The 16,477-nt window shown below is 60.7% G+C and carries 16 protein-coding genes and 1 pseudogene; 2 read left to right on the forward strand and 15 right to left on the reverse strand.

The window, feature by feature from the left end:
* Positions 1 to 7 precede the first annotated feature (7 nt).
* From gspD to PSPTO_RS17155, 12 genes are all read right to left on the reverse strand, one after another.
* Entirely contained in the window at positions 8 to 2,347 is a 2,340-nt protein-coding gene (gene gspD / locus PSPTO_RS17100) for a type II secretion system secretin GspD (protein WP_046463321.1), read from the reverse strand.
* Positions 2,347 to 2,874, reverse strand: a complete 528-nt coding sequence (locus PSPTO_RS17105; protein ID WP_007246060.1) for a general secretion pathway protein GspN — start codon at positions 2,872 to 2,874, stop codon at positions 2,347 to 2,349. The genes gspD and PSPTO_RS17105 overlap by 1 nt, the downstream gene beginning before the upstream one ends.
* The gene (gene gspM / locus PSPTO_RS17110) at positions 2,871 to 3,482 is read right to left on the reverse strand and encodes a type II secretion system protein GspM (protein ID WP_003381177.1); all 612 of its coding nucleotides are present in this window, start codon (positions 3,480 to 3,482) and stop codon (positions 2,871 to 2,873) included. Before gspM ends, PSPTO_RS17105 begins: the two co-directional genes overlap by 4 nt.
* On the reverse strand, positions 3,463 to 4,527 hold the full coding sequence (locus PSPTO_RS17115; protein ID WP_011104492.1) for a type II secretion system protein GspL: 1,065 nt from the start codon (positions 4,525 to 4,527) through the stop codon (positions 3,463 to 3,465). The genes gspM and PSPTO_RS17115 overlap by 20 nt, the downstream gene beginning before the upstream one ends.
* On the reverse strand, positions 4,524 to 5,258 hold the full coding sequence (locus tag PSPTO_RS17120) for a general secretion pathway protein GspK (protein WP_007246058.1): 735 nt from the start codon (positions 5,256 to 5,258) through the stop codon (positions 4,524 to 4,526). Before PSPTO_RS17120 ends, PSPTO_RS17115 begins: the two co-directional genes overlap by 4 nt.
* A complete protein-coding gene (locus PSPTO_RS17125) occupies positions 5,255 to 5,887 on the reverse strand; it encodes a prepilin-type N-terminal cleavage/methylation domain-containing protein (RefSeq protein ID WP_011104493.1) in 633 nt (210 codons plus the stop codon). Before PSPTO_RS17125 ends, PSPTO_RS17120 begins: the two co-directional genes overlap by 4 nt.
* Positions 5,884 to 6,267, reverse strand: coding sequence for a type II secretion system protein (locus PSPTO_RS17130; protein ID WP_011104494.1), 384 nt, complete (start codon positions 6,265 to 6,267; stop codon positions 5,884 to 5,886). The genes PSPTO_RS17125 and PSPTO_RS17130 overlap by 4 nt, the downstream gene beginning before the upstream one ends.
* Positions 6,267 to 6,701 (reverse strand): prepilin-type N-terminal cleavage/methylation domain-containing protein, encoded by a 435-nt coding sequence (locus tag PSPTO_RS17135; RefSeq protein WP_007246056.1) that lies wholly within the window; start codon positions 6,699 to 6,701, stop codon positions 6,267 to 6,269. The genes PSPTO_RS17130 and PSPTO_RS17135 overlap by 1 nt, the downstream gene beginning before the upstream one ends.
* A gap of 8 nt (positions 6,702 to 6,709) precedes the next feature.
* Positions 6,710 to 7,141 (reverse strand): type II secretion system major pseudopilin GspG, encoded by a 432-nt coding sequence (gene gspG / locus PSPTO_RS17140; protein WP_005618920.1) that lies wholly within the window; start codon positions 7,139 to 7,141, stop codon positions 6,710 to 6,712.
* Positions 7,142 to 7,166: 25 nt separating this feature from the next.
* Positions 7,167 to 8,369 carry a type II secretion system inner membrane protein GspF gene (gene gspF, locus PSPTO_RS17145; protein ID WP_005767347.1) on the reverse strand — a complete coding sequence of 401 codons (1,203 nt, stop codon included), beginning with the start codon at positions 8,367 to 8,369 and terminating at the stop codon, positions 7,167 to 7,169.
* Positions 8,366 to 10,090, reverse strand: a complete 1,725-nt coding sequence (gene gspE / locus PSPTO_RS17150) for a type II secretion system ATPase GspE (RefSeq protein ID WP_024666356.1) — start codon at positions 10,088 to 10,090, stop codon at positions 8,366 to 8,368. The genes gspF and gspE overlap by 4 nt, the downstream gene beginning before the upstream one ends.
* 83 nt (positions 10,091 to 10,173) lie before the next feature.
* Positions 10,174 to 10,401 (reverse strand): hypothetical protein, encoded by a 228-nt coding sequence (locus tag PSPTO_RS17155; protein WP_005767349.1) that lies wholly within the window; start codon positions 10,399 to 10,401, stop codon positions 10,174 to 10,176.
* A 495-nt stretch (positions 10,402 to 10,896) separates the two neighbouring features.
* On the opposite strand from PSPTO_RS17155, the gene PSPTO_RS17160 reads away from it, so the two are divergent.
* Positions 10,897 to 13,638 (forward strand): beta-glucosidase, encoded by a 2,742-nt coding sequence (locus PSPTO_RS17160; RefSeq protein ID WP_005767351.1) that lies wholly within the window; start codon positions 10,897 to 10,899, stop codon positions 13,636 to 13,638.
* A gap of 39 nt (positions 13,639 to 13,677) precedes the next feature.
* Here the strand turns inward: PSPTO_RS17160 and PSPTO_RS17165 are convergent, their stop codons facing one another.
* The 3 genes and pseudogenes from PSPTO_RS17165 to PSPTO_RS17175 form a co-directional block, all read right to left on the reverse strand.
* Positions 13,678 to 14,322 (reverse strand): TetR/AcrR family transcriptional regulator, encoded by a 645-nt coding sequence (locus tag PSPTO_RS17165; RefSeq protein ID WP_005767352.1) that lies wholly within the window; start codon positions 14,320 to 14,322, stop codon positions 13,678 to 13,680.
* Between the two features lie 58 nt (positions 14,323 to 14,380).
* Positions 14,381 to 14,839: pseudogene (locus tag PSPTO_RS17170) on the reverse strand (hypothetical protein); the annotation flags it as partial.
* A gap of 37 nt (positions 14,840 to 14,876) precedes the next feature.
* Complete coding sequence (locus PSPTO_RS17175) at positions 14,877 to 15,416, reverse strand: GNAT family N-acetyltransferase (RefSeq protein ID WP_011104495.1); 540 nt, start codon at positions 15,414 to 15,416, stop codon at positions 14,877 to 14,879.
* Between the two features lie 105 nt (positions 15,417 to 15,521).
* On the opposite strand from PSPTO_RS17175, the gene PSPTO_RS17180 reads away from it, so the two are divergent.
* Complete coding sequence (locus PSPTO_RS17180; RefSeq protein WP_011104496.1) at positions 15,522 to 16,412, forward strand: LysR family transcriptional regulator; 891 nt, start codon at positions 15,522 to 15,524, stop codon at positions 16,410 to 16,412.
* The last annotated feature ends 65 nt before the right edge of the window (positions 16,413 to 16,477 follow it).

Here is a 16,477-nt window from a genome sequence, read left to right on the forward strand (position 1 = left end):
CACCGCTTCAGTTCTGCATGCTGGTCCGTGAAACCTCGGGTTTGAGCAACTGCATCTGTTGACGGTAATCATCGGTCACCTGACGCGCCTGACTGCTGCTGGTGATGACTCGCGGCGTGATCAGCACGATCAGCTCGGTGCGGTCCTTGGATTTGCTGGAGTTGCCGAACAACCATTTCAAGCCTGGAATACGCCCCAGATAAGGCACCGCGCTGACCGTCTCGGAATTATCCTGCTTGATCAACCCGCCCAACAGCACCGTCTGACCACTCTGCGCGGCGACTTGCGTCGACACTGAACGGGTCGAAATACGCGGATTGCCGTTCAGGTCAGTGGAGGCAGTGCCGGTGTCAGCATCGCTCACCTGTTGCTGAATATCCATGTACACCAGGCCGCCCGGATTGATGCGCGGCACGACGTCGAGAATGACACCGGTCTGCACGTATTCGACGCTGCTCAACGTGGTGTTGGTAGCCGTGTTGGTGTTGATTGAGGTCTGGCTGATAGGGATGTTGTCACCCACCTGAATCTGCGCCTGCTGGTTGTTCATGACCACCAGCGACGGTGCCGACAGCACCTGAGTACGACCGTTGGTTTCCAGTGCACGCAGAGCGACCTGCAGATTATTGCTGACAAACGAATAGAAAAACGAGTCGGTGGCGGCCAGCGCTGCGCCGCCAGTGCCAAGCGAACCCTGGCTGCCAGGGGTGTTGGTGACATTGCCGGTGGTGCCCGAGTTACCGGCCAGACGGCCCAAGTACCATTGCACCCCCATGTCCAGTTCGCCGGTGAGTTTGACCTCCAGAATTCGCGTCTCTATCTGCACTTGCAGCGGCGGATTGTCGAGGCGCTTGATCGCTGATTCGATCTCTTTCCACTGCGCCGGACGCGTGCGCACCAGCAACTGGTTGCTGCTCTTCTGTGCGGTGATGCGGGTGCTGGCATCCAGCGACTTGCTGCCGGCGTTCGACCCGCTGTCGTCCTGACTGGAAGAATCCGCTTCGCTGCCGCTCTGATCGTCGCCTTCGGATTCGCTGTCGGCGCTGTTCTGGCTGTTGTTCATGCCCTGGCTGTTGCCAAAGCCACCGCCGTTGCTCATGCCGTTGCTCATGCCGCTGCTATTGCCGCCCAGGCCACTGGAGCTGCTCATGCCGCCAGAGCCACTGCCGCCGCTGGAATTGAGTGACGACAGCGTGGTGGTGCGCAGGCCCGGCGCAACCTTGGCGGGCGAATCATCCTTGATAGCACCTGTGCCATAGATCTGTCGCAGGTATTTGGCGAGGTCGGTGGCCTTCATGTTGCGTACGTCGTACACGTACATCTGCGGCTCGTTGCCGCCGCCTTCGTCGATGGTGTGAATCCATTCGCCGACTTCACGCAGGTACTCGGGCTGCGAGGAAATCGCCACCACCGAATTGGTCCGCTCGATCGGCAGAAAACGCACCATGCCCGCCAGCGGCATGCCGCTTTGCGGGCCGAAGATTTTCTGCAGCTCAGGCATCAGTTCGCCAACCGAGGCACGTTGCAGACCAAATACGCCGACCGACATGCCTTTGAGCCAGTCCACATCAAACGTGTCGATAGTGTCCTGATAGTTGGCCAGTTCTTCGGGCGTGCCCGCCAGGCTCAGTACGTTACGCGCCGGATCGACCAGCAGGAACGCGTTTTCCCGCGCGAACGGCTTGAGCAGCTTCTGCATTTCAGTGGCCGAGATGTAACGCAGCGGAAACAGCCGCGCCGACATGCCCGCCGCCGGTTGCGCCACCGGCATTTCCGGTACCAGCTTGCCGGCCACAGCCTGATTCGAGGGCAGGATCACGTAGCGATTGCCCTGCTTGATCATCGCGTTGTCGGTCCACGACAACAGCGTCTCGAGAATCGACAGCGCCTGCTGCTTGTTGACCGGCTTGGAGGTTGAGAAGCTCACATCGCCTTTCACGCCTTGGGCAATGCTGTAGTTCTCGTGCAGCAGGTCGCCCATGATGCTGTTGATCACCGCCTGAATCGGCTGATTGGTGAAGTTGAAGACAATGTCGCCAGCCTCCGCCGGGCGCGCTGCCGGAGCCGCTGCGGGCTGGCGGATGAAAGGCTGATTGCCCTTGATGATCTGGCGCTGCGGCGAGGCCGCCGTCTGCTGTGAAGGAGGCTCGACGGGCGGTCGTTCGCTGCGCGGGTCTACCGGCGGGCGTTGTGAACCGGTTCCCTGGAGCGCTTCCTGCAGCATGCCATTGTCGGGGTCGAGTGTGTCTGGCTGTGACGCGCAGCCGCCAAGGGCGACGGCGGTGGCCAGGCAAAGCAAGGGTGTGCGCAAGGTAGCGATGGCAGAAACTCCAGAAAAGGTACCCATCACAGGGTGGAATCGTTGGTTAAGGTAATCGGCGGTGTACTCGACGGCGGCGGCAGGCGCAGCGCAGGCAGACGCAGGATTTGCGTGCGCTCATCAAGTTTGAAAGTGGCCTGAGTGGGCTCCAGGCGGTCCAGCGTCCAGCCATTGGGCAAACGGTCGCCCTGACGAATTTTCAGCGCCGGACCACTGGCCTGTTTGATCAATGCGACACGCAGCGAGCCGTCCATGATCACCCCGGTGAGGGTCAGGCCGGCCAGACTGGTGGCCTGCTCGGCCTTGCGCACCGCCGCGTCCGGGCTGCGATCAGGGCTGAACAGGGGGGTTTTCCAGGTGTTGGCCAGGCTGTCCAGGGTTGCCGAAGGCGCGCTGTGCACCTGGGCTTTCTGATCGAGCGGATTGCGCGGCGCCTGCTCGGGCAGCCAGTCGGGCGAGTGCGCAGCGCCGCTGAAAATCAGGGCGATGAGCCCCGTCAGCAGCGCGGCCAGCGCCAGCAGCGACCACTCCAGCGGGCGTAAAGAGCCGGTCATTGCTCGCCCTCCCCGGCGCTGGCCGGTTGCAGGTAGCCACGCACCAACAGGTGCACCACCAGTTTGCCGGCAGCGCCAGTGGCGGGAGCATTGGCATCACGACGCATACTCATCTCGTCAACGAACAGAAACGGGCGCTGGTACTCCAGCGCATGCAGGATGGCCGTCAGCGGTTCGATGGCGCAGTTCAGGGTCAGGCTGACCTTGACCTGACGATACGGCTCGGCGCTGTCCTGCTCGGGGGTGATCGGCATGCGCTGGGTCAGCTCGCAGCCGCCACCGGTACTGGCCTGGCTGCTGATCAGGTCGGCAATACGCTGCATCAGATCGGCCGCCACGGCACTCGGGTCTTCGCCGGGCAACAGGCTGGTGCTGCTGGCCGGGTCACGGCGTGCTTGCTCCAGTTGCTCGCGCAATGAGTCACCCTGCTGCAACAGGCCAGCATAGCGCTGCTGTTGCTCGCGCAATTGTTCGGTCTGTTCGCTGATGTCACGCAATGGTCCGGCGAACCAGCTGTCGATAAACAGCCAGTAGGCCAGGCACAGCACCAGGGCCAGAATCATCAGGGCTGCGCCCCGCCGCTCACGGCTAGTCAGTGGACGGCGCATCGGCGTTCTCCTGATGCAGGTTCTGGTGCAAGTGCGCACGCAGGGAGTACTGGTCCTTGCCCGTCTTGGTGTCGGGCTGGATCACCCCCTGAAATTGCGCATTGTCCAGACTGCGGCAGTCTTTGACCCGGCCGATCAGCGCACTGGCCTTGGCACTCTGCCCTGAAAAAGCCACCTCGGCGCTGTCGCTGATTTCCAGATGCTCGATCCAGGTGTCCGAAGGCAGGCAGGCGGTCAGTTCGCTGAGCAGCGCCGAGAGCGGCGGTTGCGTGGCCTTGCGGCGCAGCAGGTAATTGGCCGCGCCTAACGTGTTGGTCAATTGCTGGCGCAATTGCTGAATCTCGCCAACCTGAGCCTTTTGCGCTTTCACGCTGGCCTGCATGTCATCGAGCAGGCTCTGTCGGTCATTGAGCCACAGCAACATGGCAGTCAATAACAGAGCGGCGCAAAGCCAGCCCAGCCAGCGTTGCAAACGATGACCGGACCGCGATTGTTGCGGGCGCAGCGGCATCGGCAGCAGGTCGATGCCCATGCGCTGCCCTTCGCTGCCGACATCGACCGCATCGGGACGCAGACCTCGCTCCGCACATTCGCTGAGTATCGCGTCCAGCCGCTCGCGCAATATTGCCACCAGCGTGACCTGCACAAAGCTCGCGCTGCGGCTGTCCTGACGCGCAACGAAATACAACTGGCCTGCGTCGAACGGGGTAAAGCGGTCCAGCTCATAGCCGACCACAGTGGACAGATTGCGCGCAGCGGCCGCTGGCAATTGCAGGGTTTGCACCAGTACAGCCGAAGCCGGCAACAACAAGACGCGCCGCATTTCGCCCGATGCAGCGGGCAGCGGCTCGACCAGCGGCCAGGCACTGACGTGTTCGAGGGTTTCGCGGCCCAGCCAGCGACTCAGGCGTGGCGGCAAGCAGGCGCGAAGCTCCGTGACCCACCATTGCCAACCGTGCTGCGCCGGACTGCCACGCCACTGCCGGGCAACCTGCTCGCGTAACGCGTACACCGGTGCCAGACGTGCAGAAACTGATGAATTCATTCTTGCCAACGCAACACCCTATAGGGCTGTGCGCTTCCCTCCGATGGGCTCAATAAAACAGTAGTTTGTAACAGGGCAATCACACCGCCCGGTTGTTCTGCGCGGCTATCGATGGCCAGTACCTCACCGGGATCGGCCCCCACCGCGCTCTGGTTCGGCAGGTTCAAGGCCCGGCGCAACAACGCCGAAGCGAAGGCAGGGTCAGGCCGGTCCAGCCCGCTCCATAATGTAATTTCCGGCAATAACCGGGCATACAGCGCCTGATTCATGCCTGGCAACTGGCGTACTTCCTCGACCACCCGCAAGGGCGACTGACCGCCATTGCGCTGAGCCTCCAGCACCTGAGCGATACCGCTGGCCTGATTTCTGGTCGCGCCACAGGCCTGCAACAGGCGGGATATATCGGCGACCGGTGCGCTGTTGAGGTCCAGCTTGCCTCGTTCACTTCTGATGCTGACCACCAACTGCGCGTCATCCATGCGCAACGACACCAGACGCCCATCGGCAATCCAGCGTTTGCGCTGTGCAGGATCAAGCAAACCCTGCACAGCCATATTCATGCCAGCCTCGGCGGCCAGCAGCGCCTGAGTGTTTTGCCGCAACCAGAGGGCCTGTCGGCTTTCCAGTTGCACCCAACCGGCCAGCCCGCCGAGCAACAGGCTCAATAGCGCCAGCACCCAAAGCACCACCAGCAACGCAACGCCCTGCTGCTTTTTATTCGACGCCGTCATTCGCCGCCCGCCCCACCGGACAGGTCCAGACGCAGTGCCACCACTTCGGGAACCCACTTGACCGTCCCTCTGGTCTGCATGTCGATGCGTACAGCGCCCGGCAAACGATTCGGCCAGGGCCATTCGGGCACCCAGCCTGTCGGCTTGCCCTTGGGGTTAAGGCCCCGGTAACTGAACGTCAGTGACTCGACGTTTTGCAGCAATACCTGAGGCTCGCCCCACGGCTTGAGCGCCACGCCATTTGCCCCGGACTGAACCTGAGCAAAGGACACCTGCAGCGCCCGATGACCTTGCGGCCCTTTGAGTTCAAGGCTGTGCACTTGAATGCCGCCGCCCAACTCACCCGGCAGCGTGGCGACAAAACGCAACTGCTGAGCCGAGCCTTCAAAAAAACCGCTGTTGACGTCATCTTCGGCGGACGTGTCCAGCGGCAGCGCCTGGCTGATCGAGCTGCGCAGGAATGCCTGCGCGGCGCGGGTCTTGTCCAGGTTCACGGTGTAACGCTCAGCCTTGAGCACCGCGCGGTTGGCCCCCAGCAGCGCGCCGGCAACCAGTACCAGCAACACGCCCAGCAGGCTGATCACCAACAACACTTCCAGCAGCGTGAAGCCACGCTGGGTGCGCCTCATGACCCCGCCCCACCCGCAGCGCCACTGACGGCGCCGCGTAGTTTAAGGGTGCTGAACTGCGCCTTGCGCTGATGTTCACTGACCATCAGGTCGAGGCGAAACATCCTCGTCTGGCCATTGGCACCTGGCAGCTGACGGATATCCAGCGTCCAGTCGATGCCGGCGAGCGTGCCCTGACGCGTACCGTTTTCCAGCGGCCCTGTGCTTTCCTGGTCCATTATCGTGCGTGCCGCATGACTGAGCCGGTCACTGCGCGAGACCTGTTGCAAGGAGCGCGCGCTCTGCCCGAAGGCAACCAGCAGAACACCGCTGCACACCGCCATGACGGTCAATGCAGCCAGCATCTCCAGCAGGGTGAACCCCGACTGCGATGTTTTCATTAAAGCGACCGTATCTGGACGCTACCGGTCAGCCAGCCAATATCAATGCGCCAGCGCCGATCGCCATCAGCGACAACCACGTTGCCACCACTGGAACCGCCGTCCGGGTAAAACTCCACCGAAGAGCCGAGGTCCGACGAGGTCTGCATCGTCACGCGCAAGCTCTGCGGCCAGTGCATCTCACGCTTGCCGGGCGCCTTGAAGGTCGCCTTGTGCAGGTCGAATTCGGTGCGCGCCGGTTGACCGGTGACAATCGCCCGCACTCGGGTGGCCCGCAGCGCTTCGACCATGTCACCGACCGCCCGCCGTTCGCTGGCGGTACTCAAACCCTGTTGCAGACCGAAACCCACCAGACCGACGGCGATGCTCATCAACACCAGCACCACCAGCATTTCCATGAGAGTAAAACCCCGGCTTGCGACAGACGTTCTCATACCGCTGTTTACTCCCAGTTGCCCAGGTCGGCGCTGTAACCTTCGCCACCCGGCTGACCGTCCTGGCCGTAGAAAATCAGGTCGAAGCTGCCATGCTGGCCCGGAAAGCGATAACCGAACGCATGGCCGAACGGGTCTTTGAGGTCCGAAGGCTTGGCATAAGGGCCATTCCAGTTCGACGCATTACCTGGCTTTTCGGTCAACTGCTGCAGCGTCTTGGGTGGCGAACCGACATCCAGCGCGTAGCTTTCGACCTTCATGCCCAGGCTGGCGAGTTGCGCCTTGCCTGCACCGTATTTGCCCTTGTCAACGTTACCGCCCACCTGGCGCACAACGATGGTCGCGACAATGCCCAGCAATACGATAACCGCGAGCATTTCCAACAGCGTGAAACCGCCCTGTCGGCGTGCGGGTTTGAAGCGTGTACGGCTAAAAGTCATCGGGATGGTTTCCTCGTTCGTGAATTCAGATATTGCTGGTCAGGCTCATCAACGGCAGCATGATGGCCAGCATGATCACCGCGACCATGCCTGCCATGACCACCGTCAACGCGGGCACCAGCGCAGCCAGCATGCGGTCGATACCGCGCTTGGCCTCGACGTCGAATACGTCCGCGACCTTGAGCAACATGGTGTCCAGTTCGCCGGCCTGTTCGCCGACTTCGATCATTTGCAGGGCCAGATCAGGCAGCAAAGGCTGTGCGCCGAACGCACTGGCCAGCGTGCCGCCGCCCTTGACCGACTCGGCCGCCTGCCCGACCTGGGCCTGCAAGGCGCGGTTGGTACAGACCTGGCGAGCGATCACCAATGCCTGCAGTAGCGCCACGCCATTGGTCAGCAGGGTGCCCAGTGTCCGGGTCAAGCGCGCTGCTTCGATGCGCTGCAGCAAAGGGCCGATCACCCGGATGCCCAACAGGCGGCGGTCGCGACGCTCACGCCGCTGCGGGTCGCGCATGCGGATCGCCATGCCCCAGATCAGCGCGATCAGGCTGGCAAATACCGCCAGGCCGTAGTCACCGAGAAACTGTCCGAGGTCGAGAATGACCTCAGTGATCAACGGGATCGGCACCCCAAGATCCTTGAAAATAGGCACGAACTGCGGCACGACGTAGGCCAGCAGCAGGGCCAGCGAGCCGAGTACGCCGACCACCAGAAAGGCCGGGTAGATCAGCGCGTTGATCACTTCACCACGCAGCAACTGGCTGCGCTCCAGATAATCGCTCAACTGACGCAAGGTGCTTTCCAGCGCGCCGCCGGCTTCGCCTGCACGCACCATGCTTATATAAAGAGGCGAAAACTGACTGCCCTCTTCTTCCAGCGCCACGGACAACGGTTTACCGGCCTTGACCTGTTCGCGGATACGTTCGATCAGCGCCCTGGTCTGCGGTTGTCCAGGCTGTTTGAGCAAGATTCCAAGAGATCGTTCCAACGGTTGCCCTGCACCTAGCAGGGTCGCGAGTTGTTGAGTGAAGCTGACCAGCGCCGCGCCGTTCAGCAAGCCGCTGCCCAATACGCGACGCAGCCCGCCAAGCCCTGCGACATCGACCTGCAAGACCATCAGGCCACGCTTTTGCAGCGCGGCAATGGCAGCGTCCTGATCCCGGGCCTCCAGTGTGCCGTTCTGCGCTGCGCCCTGGGCGTCCAGCGCGCGATACTTGAATAAACTCATGTGCCATCACCACGGGTCACGCGCAGCACTTCCTCCAGTGATGTCACCCCGGCCACTGCCTGGCGCAGGCCCTCTTCATGCAGGGTGCGCAAACCGCCTCGGCGAGCCGCTTCTTCCAGAGTGGACGCGTCAGCGTGACGCATCAGCAGGCTGCGCAGTTCTTCGTTCATCACCAACAACTCGGTGATAGCGCTGCGCCCACGATAACCGCCGCCCGGTGCATCGGCGCGCGGTCGGTACAGGCGAATCGGGCGCTCGTCGGTAAAACGCTCCAGCCCGTGCTCGGCGATCAGCTCCGGCGGCGCATCGAAGGCTTCACGGGTGGCAGGGTCCAGTCGTCGCACCAGTCGCTGAGCCAGAATGCCATTGACGGTCGAGGCGATCAGGTAGCTTTCGACGCCCATGTCCAGCAGACGGGTAATACTCGCCGCCGCGCTGTTGGTGTGCAGGGTCGACAGCACCAGGTGACCGGTCAGCGAAGACTGAATGGCGATGCGGCAGGTTTCCAGGTCGCGCATCTCACCGATCATGATCACGTCCGGGTCTTGACGCACGATGGAGCGCAGCGCCCCGGCGAAGTCCAGGCCAATGGAGGGCTTGACCTGAATCTGGTTGATGCCTTCGAGTTGATACTCCACCGGGTCTTCAACGGTGATGATCTTGCGCTCGGCGGTATTGAGCCGTGACAGCGCCGTATAAAGAGTGGTGGTCTTGCCTGAACCCGTCGGCCCGGTGACCAGCAGGATGCCGTGCGGACGCTCCAGCACATCGAGAAATTCATCCAGCCGTTCACCATCGAAACCCAGGCTCGGGAAATCGAAGTTGATGGTCTGCCGGTCCAGCAGACGCATCACAACCGATTCGCCAAAGCTGGTGGGCACGGTGGACACCCGCAGGTCCAGCTCCTTGCCCTGAATGCGCAGCATGATCCGGCCGTCCTGCGGCAATCGGCGCTCGGCGATGTCGAGCCGGGCCATGATCTTTACACGGGAAATGACCGCCGCCGACGAACTGGACGGTGGCGCTTCGGCTTCATGCAGTACGCCGTCGATTCGGTAGCGCACCTTCAACTGGCTTTCAAACGGCTCGATGTGAATGTCGGAAGCGCGCTGCTCGACCGCGCGTTGCAGAATCAGGTTGACCAGACGAATGACCGGCGCTTCGGAGGCCAGGTCCTTGAGGTGTTCAATGTCTTCCAGCGAACCACCCTCGTCGTCCAGGTTCTCGATCAGGGTGCCCATCGCTGAGCGGCCCTGCCCGTAATAACGCTCGATCAGGGTTTCGACCTCGTTGCGCGGCCCGATGGACAAGCGCACCGGCACTTCGCAGGCATAAGCGATGGCCTGAAACGGGTACAGCGTGCCGGGGTTGGCGCTTAGCACCTGAAGCCCCTGATCGCTCCAGCCCACGGGTACCACTTGATAGTGGCGCATGAAGCGTTCGGTCAGCGGCGGCAATGGATCGAGCAGCGGTGGCACGGCGTCAGCCAGCAACAACGGTGCCTGCAACAACGCAGCCCAGGCGCGGGCCAGCTCAAATTCAGACACCAGGCCGAGCCGGGTCAGCAGCCCGAGCAGCTCAGTGCCTTCGGACTCCTGCTGCAACCGTTGCGCGCGCTCCAGATCGGCCGTCTTCAGACCGGCATTTTCGATCAGCCAGGCGCACACCTGTTCGGCATCCGGAATGAGGAGACGGGAAACATCGACGGGAACTGACGGCATGAATGAGGGCATTTTGCTACTTCGGAGGGACATGTTACAGCACTCTCCGCATGGAGAGCGCTGTGCTCAAAGGCTTCAAACGATCAATTTGACTGCTTTTGAGGGGTTGCGTTCTGTGGACGACCGCCTTTTGTGGTTTCGGTCTTTTGTTTTTGCGCAGCTTGCGCGGCTTTTGTGTCTTGGGTCTGAGTCATGACGGTCGAATCGCTCGCGCCGGAAGTTGCATCGTCATCGGTCGATTCAGCAGCAACTACTGCACCACTAAGGGCAAGACCCAGAACGACACCTGCACTGATTACAGAAAATTTCATCACAATAACTCCACAAGAAAAGAGGGTGAATTCGGCAACACGCAGAACTCGGATAAAGACCGGGCAAGAATTAACGCACAGCACGCCTTGCAACTTGCGAGCTGTCTTTCTTCGTCCTGAAAAATCTTAAACCCATCGACCAGTAGGTTTAACGAGAGTTCCTCAACTGTAAAGAAAAAACACGAAATGAAAGAAAAATACGCTTTTATTTGACATTTATGCCCTGTTTTCGACTTAATTGTATCGGTTTACGAACTCAAAGTGCCACTACTTAATAGCCAAATAGTGGCACTCTGGCAACAGAAAAACATAATAAACAACGCAGAAAATAGTAACTAAACAGTCTTCATTCGCGACCGCAAAATGGCGGGAACAGGCGAAGCCGGACAACTGTTTCCTGAAGAAAATATTAAGTACTACAGCGTAAATAACGACGCGTTAGGCCCGTGCAAGTGCGTGGGCAAACAGTTAATTAAAATGATGTTGGAGAGCAATATGAACAAGCGAAAGATGATAGGCGCGCACTCGGCGCTGGCCTTGCTGGCACTGGCCGTTTCTCAGGTGCACGCCGCTGATCCGACTGTGCAGCAGGGACGTGAAGACCGCGCTGAAAAAGCCGCGCAAAAGACCCTGGCGAAAATGACCATGGAAGAAAAGCTGGCCTACATCGGCGGCACCGGCGGCTGGGATGTGAAGCCGCTGACCAACTACGGCGTTCCGCAGATTCACGGCGCTGACGGCGGCGTGGGCGTGCGTTACACCAGCGAAGGCAACGATCAGGGCGTGGTCTATCCGTCCGGCCCTAACCTGGCAGCCACCTTCAACCCGCGTCGCGCCATCGACCTGGGCCGTGCTCTGGGTTATGACACTGCGACCGGCGGCTACCAGTTCATCACAGGTCCAGGTGTAAACCTGTACCGCATGCCTTACGGCGGCCGTGCATTCGAATACCTTTCCGGTGAAGATCCGTTCCTGGGCGCCAGCCTGGCACCGGGTGTCATCAACGGTATCCAGTCCCGTGGTGTGTGGGCCAACGCCAAGCACTACGCGGCCAACGACCAGGAAAGCAACCGTTTCAATCTTGACCAGAAGATGCCCGAGCGCGTACTGCGTGAAATGTCGCTGCCTGCGTTCGAGTCGTCGTCGAAAAACGGCAATGTTGCGATGATGATGTGCGCCTTCCAGAAAGTGAACGGTGATTTCGCCTGCGAAAGCGAGCACCTGATCGCCCAGATCCTGAAGAAGGAATGGGGCTACAAAGGCTTCGTGCAGAGCGACTACAACGCTGTGGTGCACGGCTTTGAAGCTGCCCGCGCCGGTACCGATCTGGACATGATGGGCTACCAGATGAACAGCTCCGTGCTCAAGCCGCACCTGGACGCCGGTGACCTGAGCGCTGCGACCATCGATGACAAGGTGCGCCGCATCCTCAAGCAGATCTACCTGTACAAGTTCGACAGCAAGGCACCGCTGACCACCCACAACATGAACAGCTCGACCAGCAACAAGGTCGCTCTGAATGCTGCGCGTGAAGGCATCGTGCTGCTGAAAAACCAGGGCGATCTGTTGCCACTGGACAAGCAGAAGGTCAAGAAAATCGCCGTCGTCGGCACCCTGGCCAAATATGCACCACCGACCGGTTTCGGTAGCGCCAATGTCATGGCCAGCCATTACGTCAGCGAGTTGAGCGGCCTGCAGCAAATGGCACCCAACGCCAAGGTCGAGTTCATCGATGGCCTGTCGCTGGACCCAAGCACCTCTGCCTGGAACACCACTGACGCCGCTGGCAACAGTGTTCAGGGCATGAAGGTCGAATACTTCAGCAACACCAACTGGTCTGGCGATGCAGCGGTCACCCGTACCGAGCAGCACGTTGACCTGGACTGGGCCAACGACAAGAACCTGCCGTTCGAGAGCAACACCTCAACGTCCGATCCGTACACCACCAAAGGCTCGACCGCTGGTGAGCTGAACGGTGACACGTCTTCGACCTCGATCCGCTACACCGGCAAGATCACCCCGACCCAGAGCGGCGAACAGGTGTTCAAGGTGCGTGCCGACGGCGCTGTGCGCCTGTGGGTCAACGGCAAGAAAATCATCGACAACGGTGACGGCAAGCCATTGCCGGGCAACAGCATCCCGCCGACCATTCCAGAGTTCGCCAAGATCAATCTGGAAGCAGGCCAGTCCTACGACGTGAAGCTTGAGTACTCGCGTCGCGCCGGGTACCTGTCGACCATGGGTGGTCTGGTCGGTGTGCAGTTGAGCTCCGCTTCGCTGAACGCGCCTCAGGACCTGTCCGGTTATGACGCGGTTGTGGTTGCAGTGGGTAACAGCAACGAATACGAAGGTGAAGGTTTCGACCACAGCTTCGATCTGCCCGAGTTCCAGAACGAACTGATCCAGAACATCGCCAAGGTCAACCCGAACACCGTGGTGACCATGTATGGCGGTACCGGCCTGAAGATGAGCGACTGGATCGAACAGGTTCCGGTAGCGCTGCACGCCTTCTACCCGGGTCAGAACGGTGGTCAGGCCCTGGCCGAAATTCTGTTCGGCAAGATCAACCCGTCGGGCAAGCTGCCGATCAGTATCGAACGCAACATCGAAGACAACCCGGCCTACGCCTCCTTCCCGAAATTCGACAACCAGAACACGCTGGCTGAAATGGATTACAAGGATGACCTGATGCTGGGTTATCGCGGTTACGAGAAGAAAGGCATCAAGCCGCTTTACCCGTTCGGTTACGGCCTGTCGTACACCACGTTCGGCTACAGCAACATCAAAGTCACGCCAGGCGTCGCGGTGGGCAATACGCCGATCAAGGTGTCCTTCGACCTGACCAACACCGGCAAGGTCGGCGGTTCGGAAGTTGCACAGCTGTACGTTGGCCAGCAGAACCCGAAAGTCGAGCGTCCGATCAAGGAACTCAAAGGCTACAAGAAGGTGTTCCTCAAGCCGGGTGAAAGCAAGCGCGTGACCATCGAGCTCAATGACCGCTCGCTGGCCTACTTCGACGTGAAAACCAACCAGTGGGTGGTTGACGCCGACACCTTCAACCTGTCGCTGGGTGGCTCGTCGCAGGACATTCGCCTGAACGCCAAGCTGGTCAACTCGTTCCGCCAGGAACTGTCGACCACTACCAGCAACCCGCTGCCACGTTCGGCGCTGAACTCGGTGCTGGTCGAGAAGCCACCGGTCAAGACCGGTGGTGTGTTCCAGCAGACTGTCGAGTAAGCCTCGCGCTGAATGATTGAAACACGGAAAGACAAAGGCTCAGGGACGAGCCCTTACCGTTGCATCGACCTGCGCAATGTAGGCATCGAAACATTCGATCAGATCGACCTGATCGGGAAAGCGTAACCACTGAATCTGCAAGCCATCCATCATGGCCAGAAGCTGCTGGACCACCTTGTCCAGATCCACATCCGCCCGCACTTCTCCCCGCTCCACCAAACCTGAAAACTGCCCGAGCAAGTGCGCATGAATGCGCTCATAGCGCGTCTGAAACCATTCATACGCGGGCTGGCTGTCGACCAGGCTTTCGGCGTTGAGAATCGAAAAGGCACGCACCACACCAGGCGCCGTGGCATTGGAGCGATTGATCGCGCGCAGGCCACCGAGCAGACCGGTCAAGGTGTTGTCGGTACGCACTTGGGCGGCAATCCGGCCATTGACCTCATCACGCCGCTCCAGCACACCCATCAACAGCGAGATCTTGCTGGGAAAGTGATGCAGCAGCCCCGCCACCGAAATACCGACGATCGCCGCCACTTTGGCCACCGATGCGCCGGTATAACCCTCAAGGGAAAACACCTGCAACGCGGCATCGAGCAATTCTTCGCGACGCTTCTCGCCCTTGGGCGCGCGTCGCTGTCGGGTGACTGGCGTACCCGTTTCCGTGGGTTCGTACCGGGTCATATCAGGCTCCTTCTTGAACAGCCGCGTACCCTAACCATTCGGGCCGCCGCTGGCAACGCTATTGAACCTTGATTGTCGGACAATTTCTGGATTTTTCACAATAGCGCTGGAGCAACAGTGCAACTATCACCAGCACCACACTGAGGCTCAACGACAGCCCCAACAGCCCGCGATCAGCGTAACGTTCCCGTACCCAGGCGAAAAACCATGGCGCGGCGGCAGACAGCAGAAAGCCGGGCGCCAGCAGCCGGCCCTGCAGGCGTGCATAGTGTCGAGGGCCAAACAGCGCAAACGGCAGACTGGCCCGCAGCAGCGTGGCCAGCCCGTTCATGGCGCCATAACCAAAGACAAACAGGCAGGCCAGCAAGGGTTGCCCATTGGCAAGGAACGCCAGGGCAAAACACAGCACCAGCCCCATTGCGACCCAGACATTCAGGCGCAGCGCACACACCGACCGGGCCAGCAACGCCTGCACCAGCCGTGCGCAGGTCTGCCCGATGCCCCACAGCGCCACCCAGGCATAAACCTTGACAAGCCCGCGCGGCCCACAGCCGTCAGGCCAGGTCGGCTGGCGCGCTGGCCGAGCCGTCGCCCAGCGCTCGCTGCATGAGCACCGTGTCTACCCAGCGGCCGTGCTTGAACCCTACAGATTCAAAGACGCCGACCCGACCAAACCCCAAGCGTTCGTGCAAACGCAACGAGGCGATGTTTTCACTGTTGCCGATCACCGCGATCATCTGCCGCCAGCCGCCTGTCTCGCAACGTTTTATCAGCTCGCTCAGCAGTGCCTGACCGATGCCCAGCCCGCCCATGCCGTCGCGTACATACACCGAATCTTCCACGGTAAAGCGATAGGCCGCACGAGGCCGATACGGAGTGACGTAGCCATAGCCGACCACTTCCTTTGCGCGCTCGGCGACCAGATACGGCAGACCTTTGGCAAGTACCTGTGAACGACGCTCAAGCAGTTCGGCGAGCGTGGGCGGTTCCAGCTCGAAACTGGAAATGCCGTGCAGAACGTGGTCTGCATAAATCGCCTGGACGGCAGGCATATCATCGTCGCGAGCATCTCGCAGGGTTAGGGTCGGGGTCATGGCGGGGCTCTTGTGCAGACGTCAGTAGATGACTGCAATCATGCCGCTCGCAATAACATTAAAAAAGCTATGATTTATCATCCACAGCATAAGAAATACTTTGCCATGCAACGACTCAACCTCAATCACCTGCACACGTTCTCGCTGGTCGTCGCGCATGGCAGCTTTTCCGCAGCCGCAGAGCACCTGCACCTGACCCAACCAGCGGTCAGTCTGCAGGTGCGCCAGCTGGAAACCCGCTTGAACCTGAAACTGATCGAGCGCGTGGGTAAACGCCTCAAGCCCACCTCGGCGGGCAACACACTGCTGGAACATATCGCGCGCATTGACGCCGTGGTCGAGGACGCCCTGCTGGAGCTGTCCAGTCACGCCAGCGGTGTTGCCGGGCAAGTGGCCATCGGCACCGGCGCGACGGCCTGCATTCATCTGCTGCCGCCCATGTTGCAAGCGCTGCGTCGGCGCTTTCCCGAGCTGGAGGTGCGGGTCAGCACCGGCAACACCGACAGCATTATCAAGGCCGTAGAAGAAAACCGCCTTGACCTTGCGCTGGTCACCCTGCCCGCCGGCGGCCGCAGCTTGCACATCAAGCCATTGCTTGAAGACGCCTTCGTGGCGATTTTCGCCAACAGCCAGCAACCGATGCCCGTGGACATGACGCCCGAGCACCTCAGCGAACTGCCGCTGGTGGTGTTCGAGGCCGGGAGCAGCACGCGCCTGCTAATCAATGAGTGGTTCTCGCAGGCCGGGATTCGCATCAAGCCGGTGATGGAACTGGGCAGCATCGAGGCAATCAAGGAAATGGTCGCTGCGGGGCTGGGCTACAGCATCGTGCCGCGCATGGCCGTTGCCGCGCCGCACCATCGGCGCGGCTTGTATGTTCAGGCTCTGGCACCGGGGCTGAGCCGTACGCTGGGCATTGCGTTACGGCAGGACAAGCCGGTCAACAACGCGCTGCGCCAGGTGCTGGATGCGCTGCAGCACCTCAAAGGGTCATGAAGACACGCTTAGATTGAGGGGCCGATCGTTTCCACACACAATCACCGATGCGCTATAAACAGCAG

The sequence above is a fragment of the Pseudomonas syringae pv. tomato str. DC3000 genome, assembly GCF_000007805.1.
Taxonomy (GTDB): Bacteria; Pseudomonadota; Gammaproteobacteria; order Pseudomonadales; family Pseudomonadaceae; genus Aquipseudomonas; species Aquipseudomonas avellanae.

Excerpts from the sequence above, each read along its gene's own strand:
- PSPTO_RS17180 (WP_011104496.1), top strand. The coding sequence starts at position 15,522 with ATGCAACGACTCAACCTCAATCACCTGCACACGTTCTCGCTGGTCGTC.
- PSPTO_RS17105 (WP_007246060.1), bottom strand. The coding sequence starts at position 2,874 with ATGACCGGCTCTTTACGCCCGCTGGAGTGGTCGCTGCTGGCGCTGGCC.
- PSPTO_RS17160 (WP_005767351.1), top strand. The coding sequence starts at position 10,897 with ATGAACAAGCGAAAGATGATAGGCGCGCACTCGGCGCTGGCCTTGCTG.
- PSPTO_RS17130 (WP_011104494.1), bottom strand. The coding sequence starts at position 6,267 with ATGAAAACATCGCAGTCGGGGTTCACCCTGCTGGAGATGCTGGCTGCA.
- gspE (WP_024666356.1), bottom strand. The coding sequence starts at position 10,090 with ATGCCGTCAGTTCCCGTCGATGTTTCCCGTCTCCTCATTCCGGATGCC.
- PSPTO_RS17155 (WP_005767349.1), bottom strand. The coding sequence starts at position 10,401 with ATGAAATTTTCTGTAATCAGTGCAGGTGTCGTTCTGGGTCTTGCCCTT.
- gspM (WP_003381177.1), bottom strand. The coding sequence starts at position 3,482 with ATGCGCCGTCCACTGACTAGCCGTGAGCGGCGGGGCGCAGCCCTGATG.
- PSPTO_RS17120 (WP_007246058.1), bottom strand. The coding sequence starts at position 5,258 with ATGACGGCGTCGAATAAAAAGCAGCAGGGCGTTGCGTTGCTGGTGGTG.
- PSPTO_RS17135 (WP_007246056.1), bottom strand. The coding sequence starts at position 6,701 with ATGAGAACGTCTGTCGCAAGCCGGGGTTTTACTCTCATGGAAATGCTG.
- gspF (WP_005767347.1), bottom strand. The coding sequence starts at position 8,369 with ATGAGTTTATTCAAGTATCGCGCGCTGGACGCCCAGGGCGCAGCGCAG.
- PSPTO_RS17165 (WP_005767352.1), bottom strand. The coding sequence starts at position 14,322 with ATGACCCGGTACGAACCCACGGAAACGGGTACGCCAGTCACCCGACAG.
- PSPTO_RS17175 (WP_011104495.1), bottom strand. The coding sequence starts at position 15,416 with ATGACCCCGACCCTAACCCTGCGAGATGCTCGCGACGATGATATGCCT.
- gspD (WP_046463321.1), bottom strand. The coding sequence starts at position 2,347 with ATGGGTACCTTTTCTGGAGTTTCTGCCATCGCTACCTTGCGCACACCC.
- gspG (WP_005618920.1), bottom strand. The coding sequence starts at position 7,141 with ATGACTTTTAGCCGTACACGCTTCAAACCCGCACGCCGACAGGGCGGT.
- PSPTO_RS17115 (WP_011104492.1), bottom strand. The coding sequence starts at position 4,527 with ATGAATTCATCAGTTTCTGCACGTCTGGCACCGGTGTACGCGTTACGC.
- PSPTO_RS17125 (WP_011104493.1), bottom strand. The coding sequence starts at position 5,887 with ATGAGGCGCACCCAGCGTGGCTTCACGCTGCTGGAAGTGTTGTTGGTG.